General features: G+C 48.0%; 17 protein-coding genes, 2 tRNA genes and 1 other RNA gene. 8 read left to right on the forward strand and 12 right to left on the reverse strand.

The window, feature by feature from the left end; genetic code table 11:
• Positions 1-47 precede the first annotated feature (47 nt).
• Complete coding sequence (locus tag HMPREF1222_RS09470; RefSeq protein ID WP_016519207.1) at positions 48-752, reverse strand: Bax inhibitor-1/YccA family protein; 705 nt, start codon at positions 750-752, stop codon at positions 48-50.
• 90 nt (positions 753-842) lie between these two features.
• Here HMPREF1222_RS09470 and ssrA point away from each other — a divergent pair.
• Positions 843-1,191: a transfer-messenger RNA gene (gene ssrA, locus HMPREF1222_RS12580) on the forward strand.
• A 7-nt stretch (positions 1,192-1,198) separates the two neighbouring features.
• Here the strand turns inward: ssrA and HMPREF1222_RS09475 are convergent.
• From HMPREF1222_RS09475 to HMPREF1222_RS09485, 3 genes are all read right to left on the reverse strand, one after another.
• Positions 1,199-2,242 (reverse strand): hypothetical protein, encoded by a 1,044-nt coding sequence (locus tag HMPREF1222_RS09475; RefSeq protein ID WP_016519208.1) that lies wholly within the window; start codon positions 2,240-2,242, stop codon positions 1,199-1,201.
• 129 nt (positions 2,243-2,371) lie between these two features.
• Positions 2,372-4,540, reverse strand: coding sequence for a polyphosphate kinase 1 (gene ppk1, locus HMPREF1222_RS09480; RefSeq protein ID WP_244870149.1), 2,169 nt, complete (start codon positions 4,538-4,540; stop codon positions 2,372-2,374).
• A complete protein-coding gene (locus HMPREF1222_RS09485) occupies positions 4,541-5,971 on the reverse strand; it encodes an MGH1-like glycoside hydrolase domain-containing protein (RefSeq protein WP_006188875.1) in 1,431 nt (476 codons plus the stop codon). It abuts the gene before it with no gap.
• A 277-nt stretch (positions 5,972-6,248) separates the two neighbouring features.
• On the opposite strand from HMPREF1222_RS09485, the gene HMPREF1222_RS09490 reads away from it, so the two are divergent.
• The 3 genes from HMPREF1222_RS09490 (at position 6,249) to HMPREF1222_RS09500 (ending at position 9,789) form a co-directional block, all read left to right on the forward strand.
• Entirely contained in the window at positions 6,249-8,639 is a 2,391-nt protein-coding gene (locus HMPREF1222_RS09490) for an asparaginase domain-containing protein (protein ID WP_244870150.1), read from the forward strand.
• 63 nt (positions 8,640-8,702) lie between these two features.
• Positions 8,703-9,095 (forward strand): GrdX family protein, encoded by a 393-nt coding sequence (locus HMPREF1222_RS09495; protein WP_006188873.1) that lies wholly within the window; start codon positions 8,703-8,705, stop codon positions 9,093-9,095.
• A gap of 58 nt (positions 9,096-9,153) precedes the next feature.
• Positions 9,154-9,789 (forward strand): HEAT repeat domain-containing protein, encoded by a 636-nt coding sequence (locus HMPREF1222_RS09500; protein ID WP_006188872.1) that lies wholly within the window; start codon positions 9,154-9,156, stop codon positions 9,787-9,789.
• 8 nt (positions 9,790-9,797) lie between these two features.
• Here HMPREF1222_RS09500 and HMPREF1222_RS09505 read toward each other — a convergent pair whose 3' ends face one another.
• Positions 9,798-10,757, reverse strand: coding sequence for a hypothetical protein (locus HMPREF1222_RS09505; protein ID WP_016519211.1), 960 nt, complete (start codon positions 10,755-10,757; stop codon positions 9,798-9,800).
• A 211-nt stretch (positions 10,758-10,968) separates the two neighbouring features.
• On the opposite strand from HMPREF1222_RS09505, the gene HMPREF1222_RS09515 reads away from it, so the two are divergent.
• The 3 genes from HMPREF1222_RS09515 (at position 10,969) to ptsP (ending at position 13,005) form a co-directional block, all read left to right on the forward strand.
• A tRNA-Gln gene (locus HMPREF1222_RS09515) sits at positions 10,969-11,039 on the forward strand.
• 70 nt (positions 11,040-11,109) lie between these two features.
• Positions 11,110-11,181, forward strand: a tRNA-Glu gene (locus HMPREF1222_RS09520).
• Positions 11,182-11,247: 66 nt separating this feature from the next.
• Positions 11,248-13,005 carry a phosphoenolpyruvate--protein phosphotransferase gene (gene ptsP / locus HMPREF1222_RS09525; RefSeq protein WP_016519212.1) on the forward strand — a complete coding sequence of 586 codons (1,758 nt, stop codon included), beginning with the start codon at positions 11,248-11,250 and terminating at the stop codon, positions 13,003-13,005.
• An 11-nt stretch (positions 13,006-13,016) separates the two neighbouring features.
• Here the strand turns inward: ptsP and citX are convergent, their stop codons facing one another.
• The 7 genes from citX to citD form a co-directional block, all read right to left on the reverse strand.
• On the reverse strand, positions 13,017-13,661 hold the full coding sequence (gene citX, locus HMPREF1222_RS09530; RefSeq protein WP_016519213.1) for a citrate lyase holo-[acyl-carrier protein] synthase: 645 nt from the start codon (positions 13,659-13,661) through the stop codon (positions 13,017-13,019).
• Between the two features lie 7 nt (positions 13,662-13,668).
• Positions 13,669-14,292, reverse strand: a complete 624-nt coding sequence (locus HMPREF1222_RS13300) for a 2-hydroxycarboxylate transporter family protein (protein ID WP_196799940.1) — start codon at positions 14,290-14,292, stop codon at positions 13,669-13,671.
• Positions 14,265-14,966, reverse strand: a complete 702-nt coding sequence (locus HMPREF1222_RS13305; RefSeq protein ID WP_016519215.1) for a 2-hydroxycarboxylate transporter family protein — start codon at positions 14,964-14,966, stop codon at positions 14,265-14,267. Before HMPREF1222_RS13305 ends, HMPREF1222_RS13300 begins: the two co-directional genes overlap by 28 nt.
• A gap of 129 nt (positions 14,967-15,095) precedes the next feature.
• Positions 15,096-16,100, reverse strand: a complete 1,005-nt coding sequence (locus tag HMPREF1222_RS09540) for a triphosphoribosyl-dephospho-CoA synthase (RefSeq protein ID WP_016519216.1) — start codon at positions 16,098-16,100, stop codon at positions 15,096-15,098.
• Positions 16,084-17,646 (reverse strand): citrate lyase subunit alpha, encoded by a 1,563-nt coding sequence (gene citF / locus HMPREF1222_RS09545; protein ID WP_016519217.1) that lies wholly within the window; start codon positions 17,644-17,646, stop codon positions 16,084-16,086. Before citF ends, HMPREF1222_RS09540 begins: the two co-directional genes overlap by 17 nt.
• 2 nt (positions 17,647-17,648) lie before the next feature.
• Positions 17,649-18,557: an aldolase/citrate lyase family protein gene (locus HMPREF1222_RS09550; protein ID WP_016519218.1), complete on the reverse strand. Its 909-nt coding sequence runs from the start codon at positions 18,555-18,557 to the stop codon at positions 17,649-17,651.
• Positions 18,558-18,584: 27 nt separating this feature from the next.
• Positions 18,585-18,872 (reverse strand): citrate lyase acyl carrier protein, encoded by a 288-nt coding sequence (citD, locus tag HMPREF1222_RS09555; protein ID WP_006188864.1) that lies wholly within the window; start codon positions 18,870-18,872, stop codon positions 18,585-18,587.
• A 330-nt stretch (positions 18,873-19,202) separates the two neighbouring features.
• Between citD and citC the strand changes: the two genes are divergently transcribed.
• Positions 19,203-20,246, forward strand: a complete 1,044-nt coding sequence (gene citC / locus HMPREF1222_RS09560; protein ID WP_016519219.1) for a [citrate (pro-3S)-lyase] ligase — start codon at positions 19,203-19,205, stop codon at positions 20,244-20,246.
• The last annotated feature ends 21 nt before the right edge of the window (positions 20,247-20,267 follow it).

The raw sequence follows: 20,267 nt of genomic DNA on the forward strand, positions 1-20,267 counted from the left end.
TGAACCGTCAAGTTTGTGTACCGCAAAGCCCGCGTATTGTATGCCGTTTATCTTCTTTTGCCGAATAAGCGGAGGAGGGCTAAGAAGATATTAACAAAGTCAAGATACAGCTCTAATGCGCCGATAATCGCAACCTTCTTAAAGCCTTCATTATTCTGCGCATACCGGGCAGCTTCCGTAATCTTTTGGGTGTCATAAGCGGTTAACCCCGTAAATACACCAACCGTTACAAATGAAATCAGCCAGTCAAGCGAGGAAGAACGCATAAAAATATTAACAAGCGAGGCAATAATCAGTCCGATAACTGCCATCATCAAATACTTTCCTGCAGACTGCAGATTATTCTTTGTCGTTGCCCCGTAAATACTCATTGCCCCAAACATCAGCGCCGTAATTACAAAAATGCGGGCAATCGAAGTCCCCGTATATACAAACAGAACCGATGAAAGGGTTAAGCCGTTGACAATCGAATAAATAACGAAAGAAGCGGCGGCCGCTGCAAAGCTCATCTTTCTAATACCTGCCGATAGGATCACAACAAGCGCAAATTCTGCGATGATTAATCCCATGAAAGTAAAACGGCTTCCGAAGATAAAAGTCGCGAGGGCGCTGCTGTTAAAAACCGCAAAGGCCGCAATTCCGCTGATTGCCAAAGCTGCAACCATCCATCCATATACCGCGGTGATAAACCGCTGGGTGATTTTTTCATTTGCTTGCTGCAATGAAATGTTGTCGAATGAAGTATTGTTCATACCCGTAATATACAAACGAATGCCGGATGTGTCAATCAAGAGGGTTGACAGGAGAGGCGTAAATCCGTATATTCGATTAAATCAAGTTTTGGGGATGTTCCGGTTTCGACTAGGAAGCAGAGGCTTGAGTTGCAGGTGGAGAGCCGTACTCCTAAAAAGCGGCAAACTTTATAACTGCCAACAACGACAGTTCCGACTACGCATTAGCTGCGTAACCGCGGAACCTACCAAGTGTTGCTTCCGAGCGAGGTAGAGTTCCGACGCTACTCGGAGCTTGCTTTTTACCGGATGCGGACGGTAGAAAGGACACTTTCCGCAGTACGGATTCGACGCTTTCGGCGCTGACACCGGATCCCGACAACCACCTCGCGCCGATAAACCTGTAGATGCTCCTGTGTCTCTTTTTAGGACGGGGGTTCAATTCCCCCCATCTCCAACATTTCTTTCTATTGATACATAATCAAATACGGGCGCGGTTCAAGCAAAAATACTTCTTCCGGTTTCATAATCGGAATGTCATAACCGGCACCCGCAACCGCCGGTTTTAAAAAGAGCTTAAACGACTTTAACGGAATATTTTTTGCCGCCGCATTATATGCATAAGTCTCTTTCTTTAATTTCGGCGAGCCGAACCCGTCGGAACAATGAATAAGCTGAACCCTCTCATAATTGCTCTTAACTAATTGCCGCTGTTTAATCATCCGTGCATTAAACTGATGGATAACCAACATGCGCCTGCCGCCGATGCCGTGTTCTATCATATAATCCTGCATAATTTGCTGCGCTTCGTTAATTTCCTCTGCCGTTACCGAACCTATTTCCTGCATCGGCTTCGTAGTGCGCCATTCGGGGTCTAGCGCAAGGTGAACGTTAGGATATTTTAAAAACGGAAGTAATTTTTTTGTTGCTTCGGCGACAGAGTACTTGCCGATTTGATGGTCAAGGAATACATACCAGCCCCGAGCCGCTGCAAATGCAATGTACTGTTCGACTATATCGGTGGACAGTATGCCGATTTCGCCGGCAGGCCAACAGGTGCCGTAAATGATATAAAAGGCAGGGATAATATTCCGATTGCCGTTTGCCGCATCGTAGAGTTTAACAAACTCATTCATAATCGGCTCGATCTCTTCAAGCGAATATTGACCGAGTATGCCCATTGTCCGGGCGTTCGGTTTTCCATACAGTGCAAACACATCGCTGTTCAGCAGAACCGATTGTAAACCTTGCTGCGCCCGCGCCTTATTCTTTAGAATATCCTGATATTCAACAGGTCCTGCCAAACCGCCTGTTTCCATAACGCTCATTTCCGTCCTATTAAGGAAGAGGGCTTGAGGAAAAACCGGTTTCCATTCAATCTGTCCCGGCGGAACGGCAGTGTTCCTTTCAGGATTTACGGCATCATAGGCATACATACCGACTGTATAAAACATGGCTGCACAAAAAAGCAGAGCAATTTTCTTAGGCAAAGATACGACCATAGCTTTCATAGTATCGGCATTAAACCTAAAAGCTATAGATGTAAGGGGGTATATCAATTCTTAATTAAAAATTATGAATTATGAATACTTCCCGCCATTAAGCGTGCACTTTATCGAGTTTTGAAGAGTTTTCTAAATTTATTCCCCTGCTTGCTGTTCAAAAAAACGGTGGAAGGTTTCCTGAGCCCGAATGGGCGGTTGCCCCTCTTGCGGAGTTTGGCGGCGCCAGCTGCCGTCCGGCAGCATTTCAAAGGCTTTTACGTTATCCGCAAAATACACACTGAAAAAATATTCCAGAAGCGCCTTATTTTGTTTGTCCAACACGGGGAACAGCAGCTCTACCCGCCGCTCAAGATTGCGGGGCATCCAATCCGCGCTGGAAAGATACCATTCCGGATTACCGCCGTTTTCAAAATAGAATATTCTGCTGTGCTCCAAGTAGCGGTCGATAATGCTGATAACGCGGATACGCTCGCTGATGCCGCGCTGCCCGGGAATGAGCATACAGATGCCCCGCACGTTTAAATCGATACGGACACCCGCTTGCGAAGCCTTGTAAAGCGCGGCGATCAATTCGGGATGAGAAAGGCTGTTCATCTTCGCGACGATACGGGCGGGCTTATGCTGCCGCGCAAAAGAGATTTCCCGCTCGATATATTCAAGCAGTGTACGCTTGAGCATTTCGGGCGCGGTAATAATATAGCGCGGATTTTCCGGCGTGTATTTCCGGCACAGGCGGGAAAAGATAATGTGCGCATCGGCAATAATACGCGGATTAACGGTAAACAGCGATATGTCCGCATAAAGCCGCGCCGTCGTATCGTTATAGTTGCCGGTTGACAGGTGCACATAACCCTGCTCGCCCTGCTCCTCATTCCGCATAATCAGTAGGAGCTTTGCGTGAACTTTAAGGTGCGGCAGATCATACACTACCCGCACGCCGTGTTTTTGCAGCCGCTTTACCCAACCGAGGTTCCGCTCCTCATCAAAGCGCGCCTTTAATTCCACGAACACCGTAACCTTTTTCCCGCGCTTTGCGGCGTCCACCAAGGCGCGGACAACCGGCGAACTTTTGCTGGTACGGTATAAGGTCATACGGATGGATGTTACCGCAGGATCTTCGGCAGCATCCGATAAAAGCCTCATAACCGGTTTATACGACTGATAGGGAACATACAGCATAATATCGCGGGCTTTAATGCTGTCCCACAGCGCCCCCTCGGCCGGGAAGGCCGGGTGTGCAAAATGCTTCCATTTTTCATTCCGCAGCCGCTTAAATCCGTCCGTGTCCGCAATCTTCGCAAAGGAGGAAAGACCGATAGGGGCATCGCTTAAATAGACATCTTTCTCGCCAAGCTGGAACAGATCGCTCATCCGCTTGATAAAAGCAGGCGATTCATGCGTACTCGTCATTCTGACGACAAACGAATACCGGCGCCGGATAAGGATTTCTTCCAAAGCCTCGATAAAACCGTCATCGGAAGAATCGTCAACCGTCATACTGGCGGAGCGGTTAATCTTAAAGATGCCCGTCCCGGTAATCCGGCTGCCGGGGAAAAACGCGCCGCCGAAATACCGGATCAGCTCGTCGATCAGCACAAACTCGGCTTTATTTACAAATGAATCGGCGCCGTGTGCCGGAGGTTCGGCATCACGCTTTGGCGGTTCAGCTTTTGTTTTCGGCTGCCCGGCTTCATCATCCGGAGATAAAAAGACAAACCGGGGAAAGTCGGGAACGGGCACAATCGCCAACCGGTCTTGAGCGCCTGCATTGTCCGCCAGCAGGAAGCCGACATGCAGCTGCACATTTGCGACGCTATCGGCAAGGGACTGTTCGTCGCCGGACAGCTGCGGTTCGATAATAGGATAAAGGCGCCGGTCAAAATAGTCTTTTAAAAAAAGCCGCTGCGCTTCGGAACACTCTTCCGGCTTGCGGTAAATAAGCCCGTTTTCCTTGAGTTGAGGGAGAATTTCGGTATTAAGCACCGTCTCTTGAATATCGAATAAAACCCGCGTTTTTTGTACGATGGCTCCTAGCAGCGTTTCTGCCGATAAACCGCCGGACTCGTTAGAGTTGTCGGAAGGATGGCCGCTTTTATAAAGCTCCTGCAAGCCGGCCACCCGCACCATAAAAAATTCGTCAAAGTTTGAAGATACTATTCCGATAAACTTGAGCCGCTCTAAAAGCGGCACCGAAGAAGAGCATGCCTCCGCTAAAACCCGCGCGTTAAAATCGATCCAAGAAAGCTCTCTGTTCAGATAATCCATTGTTATATAGGTTTGCGGAAAGCCCCGCGGGGCTTCCACTTAAAGTTTATCGATGAGCATCGAACACTTGCCGGAAGGTATCGGCAGCGTTTTCTTTTTTTGGCCGAGGATATTGATGGTAAAGTAATAGAGCTTCTCGCTTTCCATGTGGATTTCCCAACCGCGCTGCGTTTTTGACGACAAGATGGTAACGAGGTTCCGTTTAAGGCTTAAGTTTTCGATGCCCATCACCTCAAGATTCGGAATAATCCAATCGACGGTTTTCCGCGGGAAGCTGATGGAAAGGCCGATCACATTTTCTATCATCAATGTAATAGTCGAAAGCGCCGTCGAAAAAAGATACTGTTTACGCGGAAAATTCTCGTGTCCCGGCCATTGCGCGGGGCCTTCTTTTTGCGGCAAATACGCTTCCCATAACGCGCCTTTTTTGCTGTTTCCATCGGGAGCAAGCCCGTCAAGCACATAGTAGATGTGGCGGATAGCGCATTCCCGGGCAAGTTCCCACCGCTCATATTTTTCCAAACCTTTAATAACGATAAAGTTCAAATACGGGAATACACTGCCCCGCGCCCCCATGCCGCGCTCGCTATATGCAGGGTCGTCAAGCGACAAACTGGGAATAGGATGATCCGCGCCGAATGTTTCGGGATTCAGCAAATGCGCGGAAAGCTGTTCGGCTTTGTCCTCATTGGGGATTTCGGCAAGTAGCGGCCAAAATCCTGCAATTGTTTTTTGCGGCAGTTTCTGTTCCTTTGCATCGATGTCGTGGTAAAAGCCGGTTTCGGCGTTCCACATCAGAGCATTGATGCGGGTCTTCAGCGTAAAATAAACCCGCTTATACTGAAAACTTAATTCCTTGTCGTTTAAAATATCGCCCAGCACAGACATATACAACGCGTTAATCGCCAGCGCTGAATTAAAGTCTACCAAATACGCAGCCTTCTCGCGCGGCGTGTTGTACATTTCTACGGCGGCGAGCGGGACTGTATACAACCCGTTCGGCTGCTTAAACGACGTGTCCAGCCATTTCATATAGCGGGTCAATACCGGCATAACATCTTTTACCCGTTTTTTATTTGCCGTCTTGTGGAACATATTGTATTCTGCCCACGCAAAAAGCGGCATACCGACACCTTCGGGATTATCGTTTGAAAATACCGGCTCGCCGGTTTCTACATTGTACTTAGAGCGGATAGCTCCGGACTCTTCTTGATGTGCATAAAAAAAGTCCAAGCCCTGATTCGCATTATAGTTTCTATTAGAGTAAACAAAAAAGAACGATGAAAAAATGGTTTCATACTGATTTAAAAACCATCCGTTGTTATCGGGATAGAGGAAGAAGCCTTCGGTTGATCCTTTTTCGTTTTTTATATTGAATAAAAAATCCTGAATGAACGACCATGTCCTATCATAAATATCAACAAAATCCTGATCATAAAAATGCACTTTTGGAAAATCGCGCTTGTTCACCATTGCTCCTCAACAATCCGCTGATTTTATCGGTATGTTTTTTTCAAAGGTTTAACGATATCCGTACACATAGTGCATCATACAGTACAGTCCGTTAAACACCGGGAAATAATCATAAAAATAATTCAGCCAATCTTTCGCGTATATAGTATATCATATTTTTGCGCATAGTTGTATAATTTTTTCAGTTTTATTGTATATTCTAACGGGAATTTCTAAAAAACAATCACATTTTTAGAGATGTCCGGATGTTATTCCAGTGCTGCAGGGGGAACGCTTGTATCAGTCCTATACTTTTCTTGAAATCCGCGTTTTAATCTTATCGGATGAAAAAGCGTTTTGCTCGTGCAAAGCGGGCTCCTCCGCCGAACACTGTCCCATTTGTACGTGCACTCCCGGACATCCTCCGCTCCTAAAAGAAAGCATTGCCCGCGATGCTTATAGACTTGCGCAAAGCCTCGGCTGTACGCTTATTCAAAAAGCTCAATATGAATACCCTTCGGGTATGCCGGCTCTTCCGCCCGAATACCAGCTCTGCGGAGCGTCGGTAAAAATTGCGGAAAAGGGCGCTCTCGATATTGAATTTCATAAACATAAAAAGCAGATCGATATTTTGGAAATACGCATCGAAGAAGATGCCGGCAGGTTGATGCACGCCGACGGAAAGACTTTTATGGATTACAGTTCCGCGGGAATGCCGAGCATTAGGATACGAACCGGCAACAACCTTGAATTGGGTGAAGAAGCGGAAATGTTTTTAACCGAGTTGAACAACAGGATGCGGTACATCGGGCTGTTGACCGATTCGGACAGTATTCATAAAATCCGCTGTAATGCGTATGTGGCCTCTACCGAATTTCCCAATCCGCCGCAGCATTACGTAAAGCTTCGGAATCTTAATTCTTTTAACTTTGTACGGAAAGCAGTGAACGAAGACCTAAGACGGCAGGAAGAGATGCTCAAGCAGGGAGAAGAGCCGATTTCCGAAAGCCGGCTGTGGAATGCCCGCATGGAACGTACCGAACCGTATAAGCTGCGGGATTTTATCGATTACGTTAAAACAAAGCCGGTAAAAGAGCGGCATTTTTATACCGCGCCGGAATCTCTTTTACAAGAGGTTTTACACACCGCGCCGGAAAATCAGGAGTCGCGGAAGTTGCGCTATATCCGGTCATTGGGGCTGTCTATTCCGATTGTGCGGGCTCTGTGTGCGGAAGCGCGGGTCGCGGATTTTTTTGAAGCGGTACTGCAATTCGGAACGGAACCGAAAACTGCCGCAAACGGTATCCTTGAAGATATTCTTCCGCTTTTGAAACGTGCAGGTAAAACAATCGATTCCCTTATTTTGCCGCCTGAATTTTTTGCCCGCATTGTCCGGCTTTCGCAGGAAGGAACAATCAATCACCCGATTATCCGCACATTGCTGCAAAAGATTATCATCGGTGGCGCCGACCCCACAACTTTGCTTGCTCAAGACGATTGGATAAAAATCTCCGACGAAACAACGCTGCGGACACTTGTCCAAGAAATGCTCGCCAAACATCCGAAAGAATCGGAGCTGCTTAAAGCGGGTTCGATGAAGTACCTCGAAATTCTATGCGGTGAGGTGATGAAGCGGACAAAAGGATTTGCCGACCAGCAGCTGGTAAAGCAAATCATCAAAGAAGAATTGAATATCCGTATTATCTACGTGCTTCCGATGGGCGGCGCAATTTCGGGGAAAATACAAAACGGACAGGTGGAATCGGGAAACACTAAAATTCTATCCGAACTGTTGGATAGCGATATTGCAAAACGTCATATCCGCATTGAACCGAGTATTGTAGACGGCCTTTTCAGCGAAGAGCTGGAACCTGCGGATTGGGCACGGCTTATCCATACAATCTGCGAAAAGATTGCTTCGGGTACGGCAAACGGCATCGTGGTTACGCACGGAACAGACTCGCTCGTCTACACTGCGCCGCTGATCTATTGGCTTTTTGCCGGCACACCGGTCTCCATTGTCTTAACCGCCTCCGCTACCGCACCTTCGGAATCGGAGGAAGCGCGGCGTAACTTTAACGATGCAGTCAAGCTCGCTTGGGAAAAAGAAAACGGCGTGTATGTTTCTTTTAACGGCAAAGTGCTTTCGCCGCTCAATCTAAAGTTCGTCGACTCTGCCGGTACCGGATTTGTCAATTGGAATATGCAAACCCCGCTCTTCCGGGGAGAAGGACTCCTTTCGGATTATACGGAAAGCGATAGCCTTGTTTTTGAAAGCTTATTGAGCGAGGCTGCCGACAATATGTTTTTAATTAAAACGTATCCCGGCATTAGGAGCGGGTGGCTCCTTTCATTCTTGCAAAAAGATGATATACGCACCTTTTTCTTGGAGCTGTATGGAAACGGCACGGCTAACATGAAAGACAGTCCGTATTCCCTAAAGGAATTTCTTAAACGGGGTAAAAAGCGGCAATGTAGGTTTTATTGTACCTCGCAACAAGAAGAAGTAATCGATTTTTCCGGTTATGCAAGTGCGCGTAATTTATGGAAGGAAGGCGCAGTGCCGATGGGGGGACTCACAACCGAAACCGCAATTGCGCTCTACTATGCGGCCTCCCTCGTGTGCGATACCCAAGAAGAGCTCGATCATATTATGGAAACGGCGGCGCTTTTAAACGAAAAATAAATGAGAACCGGGTTATCCGAAAATTTCAGTTTTAAAAGATGCCCTAATAAAAAGGAAGATACCGTGAAACAACTGATTATTACCAACAACCCCAAAACCGCCGAATATATTGAGCGCCAAAACAAAGAACGGAATAGCAATACCGAAACTGCGGATATTCAACTGATATTCTGTACTTCGCGTGAAGAACTATACACACAGGTACGCGATCATATCCATCGGAACTGGCAGCTGCAAAATCATGCAATGTACGGAAATATCCAGCTGCATAAACAACCGTACCGCAGTATGGTGTTAGCGGAAGGCACGGAACTGGACACCCGCTCGCTGCAGTTGTGGGAACAAGCTATGGAGCGGGTACAGCGCAATAAGCCGCCGAAGTATTCGGAAAAAGTAATGGAAGACTTTCAAGCACTTGATTTTTCTTTATTTAACAGTGTAGTATCCCGCGCATAAATAGGATAACCATATAAATCCATCACACAACGAGCAATATTTATTTTAGGAAGAAAGCATGAGCAAAATTATTGAACGCCTGCAAGCCATTGCTTATACGGCGCAAACAAATCCCACAATACTCACCGGTGATGATATTGCATTCGCTATTCAAAACATTAAAAGCGACAACGGAAAAGTTGCTGCACAGGCATATTCGACTATCGGGCACATCGGACTGAACCACCCTGAAAAAGTGATGCGTGCGATAGACAGCGCTTTTGCTTCGCTGAAAGACAGTAACTGGGAAATCAGGGAACAGGCAGTTTTAGCGATCGGCCGTACGGGGCGGGCGGATATCAACACGGTAAAAAACCGGCTGGATAAGATTATTCAATTGCACTGCGACCCTGTTCCTAAGGTACGGGCAGCAATGCTGGATGCATGTCAAAGTATTGCTCATGCAAAAGCGGCGGTTTTTAAGCCATATATCGGTTTATTTGAACGTATGCTTGATGACCCCGACGTACATGGCGTGCGTGAACATGCTCCGGATATATTCCGCATCATCGGGAAGTATGAGCCCGAGATGGTAGAACGTTCATTAGTGCTGTTAAAAGAAAAACTGCGCGATCCGTCCCCTGCAACACAGGCTCATGCCGTCGAAGCAATACGCACAATCGAAACATTTTTACGCAGAACTCCGACGGTATAGGCTATAAGCTAGTTATTCGGAAGAGTAAAGTCTAAGATAACCCCTACACGTTTAAAGCGGATTGTGTCTCCCTTGCTTTTATCGATTATACGGGTTTGGTAAAACTTATTATCATCCTTAGTGCCATTGGTATAGGTGTGAATATTTTCAAATTGCACAATCAGCAGAATCGATAGTTGATCGATCGGTTTAAAGCTGATGATTGGACCGAATACGACATCAAAGCGGTCTTCTCCCCATACGCTCTTATCAAGACTGCCGGAAGCGCTGAAAAACGTTTTTTTCGTTTCCAGTCTGAATGCGATCATGTTCATCGGCAGCGGCAGCTGATACCCGATCAGATACGTTCCATAGTAAGAAAAGCCGTTTCTGTTCTCGCCGTAATCGTCCATAATCACCCATGAATCAGATGCTCCGACACCGGTAACACCCCTATATAAAAAGTATTGGTCGGTTCTAAATATGACGTGAGTCCAATCGGTCGGAATAATAGCGCCTAAGTCGAATTGCAAAGCAGTGCCGAAGTTAGCAGTGTAAAACGCTTTTGTAAAATTAACCGGTTCTTTTAATGTCTCACCACCGTTATTCAGATTTAATGCAAGACCGTGGATATTTCTGCCTAATAATTTGATAGACCAGCCCGATCCGATACTTGCGCCTCCGTATACTTCCAAGAAAGCGATCGGTGTCCACACGATATCGAATTTTCCTTCAAGGGTAACGGGGGTGACGGCTGCTCCCAATTTAAACGCAATATTATTACCGCGCATAAACGGATTATCAAAGTTTAAAACCGGAACTTTGATGGTTTCCGTTACGGTCAGTCGCGCCTCCAAAGGCCAATTGGCGACAAAATTGATATTTGTCGAATATTTTACCTTTGATTTTGCCTCTTTTTGCTCTTCCTGCGCGGAAAGCGTGCCGAGAATGAAGATGGCAGCCATCGCCGATACAATCAATTTCTTCATAAAATCATACTCCTTAGATTGCCCGTTTTTTATCAGACGGCGTAACATAACGCAGCATAAAAACGATATATGATAATAACGTACACGGATGTATCTTTTTTTGCAAGGCCTTTGCTCCGGGCTTTTTGCTCCGATCATTACGATGATTTTGGGCTAATATATTTTCTTGACATGGAATAGCAATATATGCTATTATCTTTTCCGTCAACTTTCCCCGGTTGTGTAATGGTAGCACCGCAGATTCTGGTTCTGCTTGTGGGGGTTCGAATCCTCCCTGGGGAATACTCCGAAAACCTCTAAAAATGATTATTTTTAGAGGTTTTCGCGTAGTAGAGCAGTCGATGCTCTTGTTGGTCCCTTCGTCTATCGGTTAGGACATGAGATTCTCAATCTTAAAAGACGGGTTCGATTCCCGTAGGGACCGGTTCTCATTTTACCCGTACTGTTCCGTTATATATGCAAACCTCATCATTTTTTCTATAATGATTTTATGAAAAAGTTTACCGGTTTATCTGTCTGCGACGGTTTAGTAGCCTGTCGGCTTGTATGTATTCCTGAAACAATAGAACAGGCAACACCCGTTTATACAATTACCGCACAAAATATTAAAACTGAACAGGAACGACTGCACACCGCCGTACAAACGGCTCAAGATGAGTTACGACAAGCGCTTGCCGAATATCAGGAAGCGGATACCCACACGAAATCTCCCGAACAGGCTATTTTGGAAACCCATCAAACAATGCTCGCCGACGAAGAGTTTATGCACGGCATTTATACGGAAATAGAAACATCGCTGACGAATGCCGAAGCGGTACTCAAACGGAAATTGGATGAAGTTACGTCTATGCTGACTGCTTCGGGAGACAGCTACCTTTGCGAGCGGGCTGTTGATATTCAGGATGCCTACGAACCGGTGTTTTCTTATTTAAATCCGCAGCATAAGCAGGCTCCTTCCCGGTTTGTCGGCGTACAGCCTGACTCTCTGCTTGCGGCACGGGTGTTTAAACCATCCGAAGCGCTCGAAATAAAAAAACTTGCGCCCTGCGGGATTATTATGGAAGAAGGGGGCGCAACCAGTCATATTGCGATTATGGCACGAGCGTGGAATATTCCGACACTGATTGCAGTTCATGGGCTTATGGATTCGGCAAAAAGCGGAATGTATGCCATGCTGGATGCTACGAATGGAACGCTGACTTTGGAACCCAATGCAGAAACTATCGCACGAATAAAATCCACAAGTAGTGAACAGATTGAGGTAACCGAAGAAGAACGAGATTATGCGCAGGTTTATACACAAGACGGTATTCCCATTCATTTGAGTGCAAACATTGTTCTTACGGAAGAAGCTGCGCTGCCGGCCGTGCAAAACGCCGCCGGAATCGGGCTCTTTCGGTCTGAGTTCTTGTTTTTAGGAACCCAAGATATTCCCGATGAAGAACATCAGTACACAGCGTACCGTACGGTGTTGGAACGGATGGGATCAAAGCCGGTGGTAATCCGTACCTTTGATGCCGGTGCCGATAAAATGCTGAAAGAGCAGGAAAATCTTCTGGAGCGAAATGCACTCCTCGGCTGGCGGGGAATCCGGTATTGCTTGGATCGTCCCGAAATTTTTAAGCATCAGCTGCGGGCACTGTTGCGGGCAGGTTGTATCGGCAATCTGCATATACTCATTCCGATGATCTCCTGTAAAAAAGAAATCACCGCCGTGCGGAATTTAATCAAAGAGATTGAGCAAGAGTGTGAACAAAATCGAATACCGTATAAGAAAGATATTCCGATTGGCATTATGATCGAAGTGCCTTCCGCCGCAATCGCTGCCGACCTCTATGCACCGGCGGTGGACTTTTTCTCTATCGGCACCAATGATCTTATTCAATACACAATGGCAGCGGATCGAGAAAACCAAACCATCGCACATTTAGCCGACTGTTTTCAGCCCGCAGTGCTGCGGCTTATCCGGCACGTTATTGAGACGGAGCCGCTCCTGCACCGCACCGGCGATTTGCGCGGCGGATTCGTGTCTATGTGTGGGGAGATGGCTTCCGATACGGAGGCTGTTCCGCTCTTACTTGGGATGGGCTTGCGGCGGTTCAGCATGGCAGCGCAAAAAATCCCTGAGATTACGCAGCGGATCGAATCTATCCGGATCTCCGATGCAGAGGCTCTCTGTAAAGCCGTCAGCCTGCTGGGCACCGCTGAAGAAATACGCCGGGAAACAATGAAGCGCTTCCCGCTGTAGGCTTTCATGGTTTAACTGCTGTAGCTTTCATCAAACAATATACGTCGATGTACGGAAATCAGTTTTGAAATTTTTGCTTGCATTTCGGGGACGCTGTGTGTTCTGCTTCGTGCACACAGCTTAGCGGGATTGCCGCAGATAAGGCACGGACGGGAGGAAAGTCCCAGTTCCGATGCGGAAAGCTTTTGTTCAAACGCCGAAAAAACGTCGAAGTCCCACAATATACCGATCGGATGCGTGCGTTCCAATGCTACCGTTTGCCGTTTGACTGTTTCTGCGTGCGCGTTAAGCAGCCAAAATGCAGTGCATCCTGCAGGCGCTCGGTCTTCGTAATATGCCACGATGAGTGGTGTTTGCACAGAACCCGCGCCGGACGGTTTTTCGTCCGTGTACGGTTGCTCCTGCACGAGCCGATCTAAAAATGCGCGGCAGCCTTCATCGAAGACTGCCTCCAGAAAGCGGTTGTTTTTTATCGGTCCCGGAATCACGAGAGAGAACATCACCACGGTTTTATTTACAGGCAGCGTTTGATTTAATCGATGCCCACTATCCGTCTCCGCAAGCCGGAATAACCGTGCTTGCTGTTCCCGCCGGGCATCTCGCAAGGCTGCCATATCCTGTACGGTCTGCGGAACACCCTCAGCAAAAATATTCATGCGCAGCTTATGATAACAGCGAAAATAAAATGCTACCGATAACCAGCACGATACCACCGCCGAGACGGGATGAAAGCTGCGCATAGGCCATTAAGCCCATTCGCTTTGAGGCGCCGAGTACCGCCAAGTCGCCCGAACCGCCGCGGTTCGCCATACAAAGCCCGGCGGTAATGGCCGAATCAATCGGATAAAAACCGACCAGATAGCCCGTTACTGCGGAACCGAGAATAGCGCCGACAACAATTAAAAAGGCGATAACGACATTTCCAAAGGTGATTGCATCCAACAATTCTTTCAAGCTAGTATCAGCACCGACCCCTACCATAATAATCAAAATGAGGGTACCGGTAAAAAAGCTTTGCAGTTTTTTTGCACCGGTGCGCAATCCTTCCGGGATGATGCCTAATGCACTCACCAATGCGACGAACAAAATCATATATGCAAAGGGGTGAATAGCAACACCGAAGATTTTCGGCAATAGTACTTTTCCAAACAACCGTCCAAGCGCATAAAAGCCTCCCGATAAAATAAGACCGCCACCGACCTGTGCAAGCGTTGCAGAGGCCTTCCCGCTTTCAGACTTAATTTCCTTATATTTGCGCATCAATATACGGTACCGTCGCCTGTCCATGACGGCTTTTTTTCTCCGATTTTACCGAGTACTGCGGCGGTTATAATGGCAAATATATTGGCAATCGTCAGTACGGCAATAGCAAAGGCATAGTATTCTGTCTTGGGCTGTCCGGTTACTTGCTCGTAAATCTGGCTTAACGGAACTGCACCGCCGCCGTTACCGCCACCCATAATCGGCAATACATACTTCAATATTGTCAGTGAAGGTGAAACACCAAAAATCAGCCCACCCAGAACACCGAGAGCGGCGGCTCCGACAAGCCCGCCCAATATCGCCGGGATATAGCCCGCAAAAGATTTGAGCAGAATATTCCGTTCCAAACTTAAAATAGAGCCGGTGATCAGCACGGCAATAAAGAATGAGAGGAAATCCTGATCATCCATAACAGTATTCATGGATTTAAGATATGCTTCCGGTATAAGGTTAAAATAGACCAGCACCGCTGTACCGATAAAGGCAAGCACAATGCCACCGCCGATATAGGTATTCCAGAGCGGAATGCGTTCGCCTATTTCATAGAATACCAGACCGATTGCGAACATTAACGCGAATGAACCGAGTAAATCTTTCGACAGACCGCCGGTATAGGCAGCGACCAAAATAACGGCAACCGTTACAAGCGCAACATACCACGGCATACCGAAAAATTCCAATGATTTTTTTTCGCTCATTGTCAAATCTCCTTCTTATAAGAACCTCTCAAATCTGCGTTGAGCCGCGTTTGAAAGAAGCCTTTCTCACAATATCGGCGGATATCTCTCCAAAATCAGGTTAGATTGTGAGAGATGTACCGATATTTTTCATGCGCCGGTAAGACCCCGGCAGAATAGCACTGCGGCAAAAATATCAGCCGAACCTCCCGGACTGATATGCCGCTCGATGCAGTAGGCGTCAAGGGATTCAACCGCAGCGTAGAGCGCAGCTCCGGTAGCCCCTGATGCAACGATAGAAGCGCAGCGGATCTGCAGATCGCGCAATGCGGCAGAACCTGCCCGAAACAGCACGTTGGTATCCTTGTTTTCCGCAATGATATGGAGCAGCGTGTAGAGATACGCATCCCGCTGCGTCAGATGGGTGAGTCCGGCAAGGTACGCTACGTTCCGTTGTACCAAGGGCAGCCCCGCTTCCGCCTCACCGCGGATGCCCGTGCAGCCGTACTGCAAAAAAACCTGCTCGCCGTGCGTCAGCGTCCGCTTTGTGCTCACCCCAGCCATATCCTCGCTGCATAAACCGGCTGCAAGAACCCGCACCTGAGCGCACAACGTTTCCGTCAGTTCCATTACGCTGCGGATACCGTCAAGCTGTGTAGCACCCGACAGCAAACCCGCCGCTCCTAAAAGATATGCAAAAATAAAGATGGCTCCTTTATGGGTGTTGACGCCGCGCGTTTCAGCAAACATTGCTTTTTCAAGCGCGAGCCCTGTTGCCCGCAGCCGTTTCCGTACCGCAGCGGCTATCGGTTGAGCCGGAGCGGCGGAAATACCGGAGTCGCTTGTGCACGGCCGCACCCCAGCAGAAAACGGCGCGACGGACTTATAGCCGATACGCGCGCATTCGTAAAACCCCTGCTGCAACGCCGCGGCGCTTCTGACAAGGGTCGTAAAGTCCATATCCGAATGCGCACCTTGCGAAACGGGATCGACCAAACCGGGCTTCGGAAACAGCGCCGCTTCATCCAACAGCGCCTTCACCGCAAGGGCTGAGAGTTCTTTACAAACTCTATCAGCCCTCTCAACCTTATCGATTCTATCGATCCTATCGGCCGATGCACCTTCCGCAGTATCACCCTTATTTACTAAACTCAAAAGGTTTTGTCTTTCTGATAACGTCGAGCACGGTGCCGTCGCGGTATTCTACCACTGCAACAACCTTTTCATCAAAATGAACCGGTTCCGGCGCACCTGAAATACGATACGCCTTGTCGCGCAGCGCTTCGATAGTAGTAATCGGTAGCCCGCTGTCTTTCATCGCATCGATTAAGTCGGTACGGCGCGGGTTAATCGCAATGCCTTCCTCCGTAATCAGCACGTCAATCGTTTCACCGGGCGTAGTTACAGTGGTAACCTTATCAATAACCACCGGAATGCGTGAGCGGATAAGCGGCGTAATGATGATGCTGACCTTTGCTCCTGCCGCCGCGTCGGGATGACCGCCGGGGGCACCTCGCACAACGCCGTCCGAGCCGACAATTACGTTGACGTTAAAGTCGGTATCAATTTCCAAGGCGCCGAGTACCGCAAAATCAAGCATATTCACGAATGCACCCTTGTTAAAAGGATTGGCATACTGCGACGTAGAAATTTCAAAATGTCCGGGGCTGTCAATAACAGATTCTGCCGACGGAAGGTCAAAGTCCTGAGCATCGACTACGCACTTAATCAATCCGTCATGAAGCAGCTGCACAATCGGCGCGGTAATGCCGCCGATGGCAAAACTCATCTTGTAGTTCTTTTCCGCCATGTACTGCTTGAGGCAGCGAACAACCGCCAACGCAGCACCGCCTGCTCCGGCTTGGAACGAAAAGCCGTCTTTGAAATTCGGACAGTGTGCGATAAACCGCGCCGCATAGTCGGCCATCATCAGCTCTTTGGGATTATCCGTGTAGCGGACTTCCTTGCTGGCTATTTTTGCAGGATTTCCAATTTCATCCACAACCGCAACAATATCGACATCGATTGCCTGAATAGCAGGCGGGAAATTCGGAAAGGGTACCAACGTGTCCGTAACGACAACCACCTTATCCGCATACTGCGCGTCGACCATCGCATACGAAAGAACACCGCAATTCGACTTACCGCCCTTTCCGCGCGCATTCCCCATGCAGTCCGCACTGGGCGCTCCGATAAACGCAACATCAATATGAATATCACCGGCTTCTATTGCTCTCACCCGTCCACCGTGGCTTCTAATGTACACCACATCGCGGAAAAGCCCGTGCGAAATTGCTTCGCCGATTTTACCGCGTACACCACTGGATGAAAGACCGGTAACGGTACCGTCTTCAATATAAGGGAGCAGCGCATCGTGTGCCTCTCCCAGCGAGCTTGCATAAATCGTAATATCTTTGATGCCCAGTTCACCGATTGCCTGCACAACCTTGTTCACCACATAATCGCCGTTTCTAAAATGATGATGGAATGAAATACTCATTCCGTTTTTCAGACCAGCCCGTTTAACCGCTTCTTTTAGATCGTGCACAACCTTATCTTCGGGAGATGAGGTGAGTTTTGCGTATCCTTTCCGGGCAACTCGCTGAAAATTCGTGCCGTCAAAGTGATAGGCACCTTGATATGCTTGTTTTCCGTTTGAAAGTATATTGTCGGGAATGTCCCGTCCGGCTTGATTTTTCATAATCACAACGCTCCTTTATACACACCGGAGGCTTTCGCATAGTTGATTGTCCGCTGTGCTCCCTCAAGTAATGCAATATCAACCATCTTCCCGTCAATGGTAAAGACACCAATTCCTTTCTTCTTATTTTCTTCCAGCTGAACGATGATTTTTTCCGCTTGGCTAATCTCTTTTTCAGTCGGTGTATACAGCTCATGCACCGGTGCAATCTGCTTGGGGCTGATCAACGATTTGCCGTCAAAGCCCATCTGCTTAATCAGCGCGACTTCCCGTTTAAAGCCTTCGATATTATCTACATCGAGGTAGGCCGTATCGAAGCATTGAATGCCCGCAGCCCGCGCCGCAATCACCAGTTGAGACCGAGCTCCCAACAGTTCTACCCCGGAATCCGACTTTACCGTGTGCAGATTGCGGATGTAGTCCCCTGCACCGAGTGCAATACCCATCATCCGCTCCGAAGCCTCGCAGATCGCAAGCGCATTGATCACTCCGCGCGGGGATTCAACGGCTGCCATCAGCAAGGTTGAACCTTCAGCCCGTCCGTATTCTTTCTCTGCAGCACTTACTAATTCGGCAACATGCAGCACATCATCCCGCGTTTCACATTTCGGAATACGGATCGTGTCCGCCCCCGCTGCAACGCATACCCGTATGTCTTCTCTATAATGCGGCGTGTCGAGTCCGTTGATGCGCACCACTTTTTCGCAGCCTTGATAATCGATTGACGTCAGCGCATGGTACAGAGAAAAACGGGCGGAATCCTTTTCCCGCTCGGCTACCGCATCCTCAAGGTCGAATATCAAGCTGTCGGATCGGTAAATATACGCATCCTGCAGCAAAGAGGGGCGCTGCGCATTCAAAAACATCATCGTCCGCCGTATCCTGTTCTTTTTCGTGTTATTCGGTTCCATATATTCTATCCTCCGCAAGGCGTCTTGCTACTTGCCCCATTTTTCGGGCACCAGCTTATCGGCAGCACGATGTAACACCGTTTCAAGCCGCGCCTCAAGCGTACAGTCCAGCGCTCCCTTGTCGATGACGCGGATTTCACCGCGCTGAACCCCCATCCGTTGTAAGGCATCCATTATCAACTGACGTATATGGTTGCCGTACTGATGTATCACATCACTTTCGATGGTGACATCCAATTCTCCGCTTGGCAAAACGGTTATCTGCACATCGCTTGATTCCAACGTGCCTGCCGTCGCCGCATGTAAAATTTCCATATAGGTACCTCTTATGAGTATTATATCACTATAGAAAAAAACAGCTAGAGCGGAAATCCGATTTACCGGGAGAGCAAAAGCGATAGGCTTATAATCAACAACCCCGACGCACGAATAAGATTTATCACCGCAAATACATCAGTAGCGAGGAATGAGCTTGACACTGTAAAAAAACTCCATAATACTTGATCACGCCGGCTTATTCGCCGGTATCGTCTCTGCCGGTACGGACTTAATCAACAGCAATAGAGATTTTTATTATGGGGCTGTCCAAAAACTTCAGTTTTTAGATGCGACCGGTTCGGTACAAAATAACGCAGGAGAATCAGAATGACGTATCAGGTAAGAAAAATTTTTTTAAACGATCCCCAACAGCGGCAACAAGTGATCGATCTTTTGGAATCGGATGACCTGCATATTGATTCCTGCCTTGACACGACATACGGGTTATTCGATGAAGCGGACACGCTTGCCGCAACCGCTTCCGCCTATAAAAATACACTGCGCTGCATTGCCGTCCGAAAAGCCCTGCAAGGGGAAGGGTTACTGCCGCCCTTAATGTCAGAACTGATTGCAGACAGGAATGAGCACGGATTTTTCAACCTTTTTATCTATACAAAGCGGAAAGCCGCTCCGTTTTTTGAAAGACTCGGGTTTTATCCTATCGTTACGGTTGCGGATACACTCGTCTTTTTGGAAAACAAAAAGAACGGTTTTGAAAAATACCTTGTCTCATTGCAGAAAACCGGAATGTATTCAGGCACTGTAGGCGCTATTGTGATGAATGCCAATCCTTTTACCATAGGACATTATTACCTTGTCGAACAGGCTGCGGCAGCTGTTGACCACCTGCACCTCTTTATGGTCTCGGACGATGCTTCCGCTATCCCTTTCGCAGTACGAGAGCGGCTGATTAAAGAGAATACCGCTCATTTTAAAAATATTTCGTACCATAGAACCCAAGACTACCTCATATCGTCTGCAACGTTTCCCGCCTATTTCCTCAGAGATTCCGATGAAGCCATCGCTCTGCAAGCCGCCTTGGACGCCGATATTTTTATCGCTATTGCCCATGCACTCAACATTACGCATCGCTTTGTCGGCAATGAGCCGTTTAGCCATGTAACCGGTCTTTACAACCGCATCTTGCAGGATTCGTTGCCTGCGCACGGCGTACAGCTGCATGTTATTCCACGCAAAACCGAAAACGGCGTTCCGATCAGCGCCTCCGCCGCCCGGCGACTGCTGCAGCAAGAAGATTGGACAAAACTGGCGGCTATAGTACCTCCGGCGACACTCCGCTTTTTTCAATCGCCGGAAGGTGGTCGTATTGTGCAAAGCTTAAAACAGGTGAAGGATATTACCCACTATTAAAAGCAGGTTGTTCAGGCATAT

Origin of the sequence: Treponema vincentii F0403, assembly GCF_000412995.1 — a bacterium.
Lineage (GTDB): Bacteria > Spirochaetota > Spirochaetia > Treponematales > Treponemataceae > Treponema > Treponema vincentii.

Coding starts and splice junctions, on each gene's coding strand:
- HMPREF1222_RS09470 (WP_016519207.1), bottom strand. CDS start 752: ATGAACAATACTTCATTCGACAACATTTCATTGCAGCAAGCAAATGAA.
- HMPREF1222_RS09475 (WP_016519208.1), bottom strand. CDS start 2,242: ATGAAAGCTATGGTCGTATCTTTGCCTAAGAAAATTGCTCTGCTTTTT.
- HMPREF1222_RS09500 (WP_006188872.1), top strand. CDS start 9,154: ATGAGCAAAATTATTGAACGCCTGCAAGCCATTGCTTATACGGCGCAA.
- HMPREF1222_RS09505 (WP_016519211.1), bottom strand. CDS start 10,757: ATGAAGAAATTGATTGTATCGGCGATGGCTGCCATCTTCATTCTCGGC.
- ptsP (WP_016519212.1), top strand. CDS start 11,248: ATGAAAAAGTTTACCGGTTTATCTGTCTGCGACGGTTTAGTAGCCTGT.
- citX (WP_016519213.1), bottom strand. CDS start 13,661: ATGAATATTTTTGCTGAGGGTGTTCCGCAGACCGTACAGGATATGGCA.
- HMPREF1222_RS13300 (WP_196799940.1), bottom strand. CDS start 14,292: ATGGACAGGCGACGGTACCGTATATTGATGCGCAAATATAAGGAAATT.
- HMPREF1222_RS13305 (WP_016519215.1), bottom strand. CDS start 14,966: ATGAGCGAAAAAAAATCATTGGAATTTTTCGGTATGCCGTGGTATGTT.
- citF (WP_016519217.1), bottom strand. CDS start 17,646: ATGAAAAATCAAGCCGGACGGGACATTCCCGACAATATACTTTCAAAC.
- HMPREF1222_RS09550 (WP_016519218.1), bottom strand. CDS start 18,557: ATGGAACCGAATAACACGAAAAAGAACAGGATACGGCGGACGATGATG.
- citD (WP_006188864.1), bottom strand. CDS start 18,872: ATGGAAATTTTACATGCGGCGACGGCAGGCACGTTGGAATCAAGCGAT.
- citC (WP_016519219.1), top strand. CDS start 19,203: ATGACGTATCAGGTAAGAAAAATTTTTTTAAACGATCCCCAACAGCGG.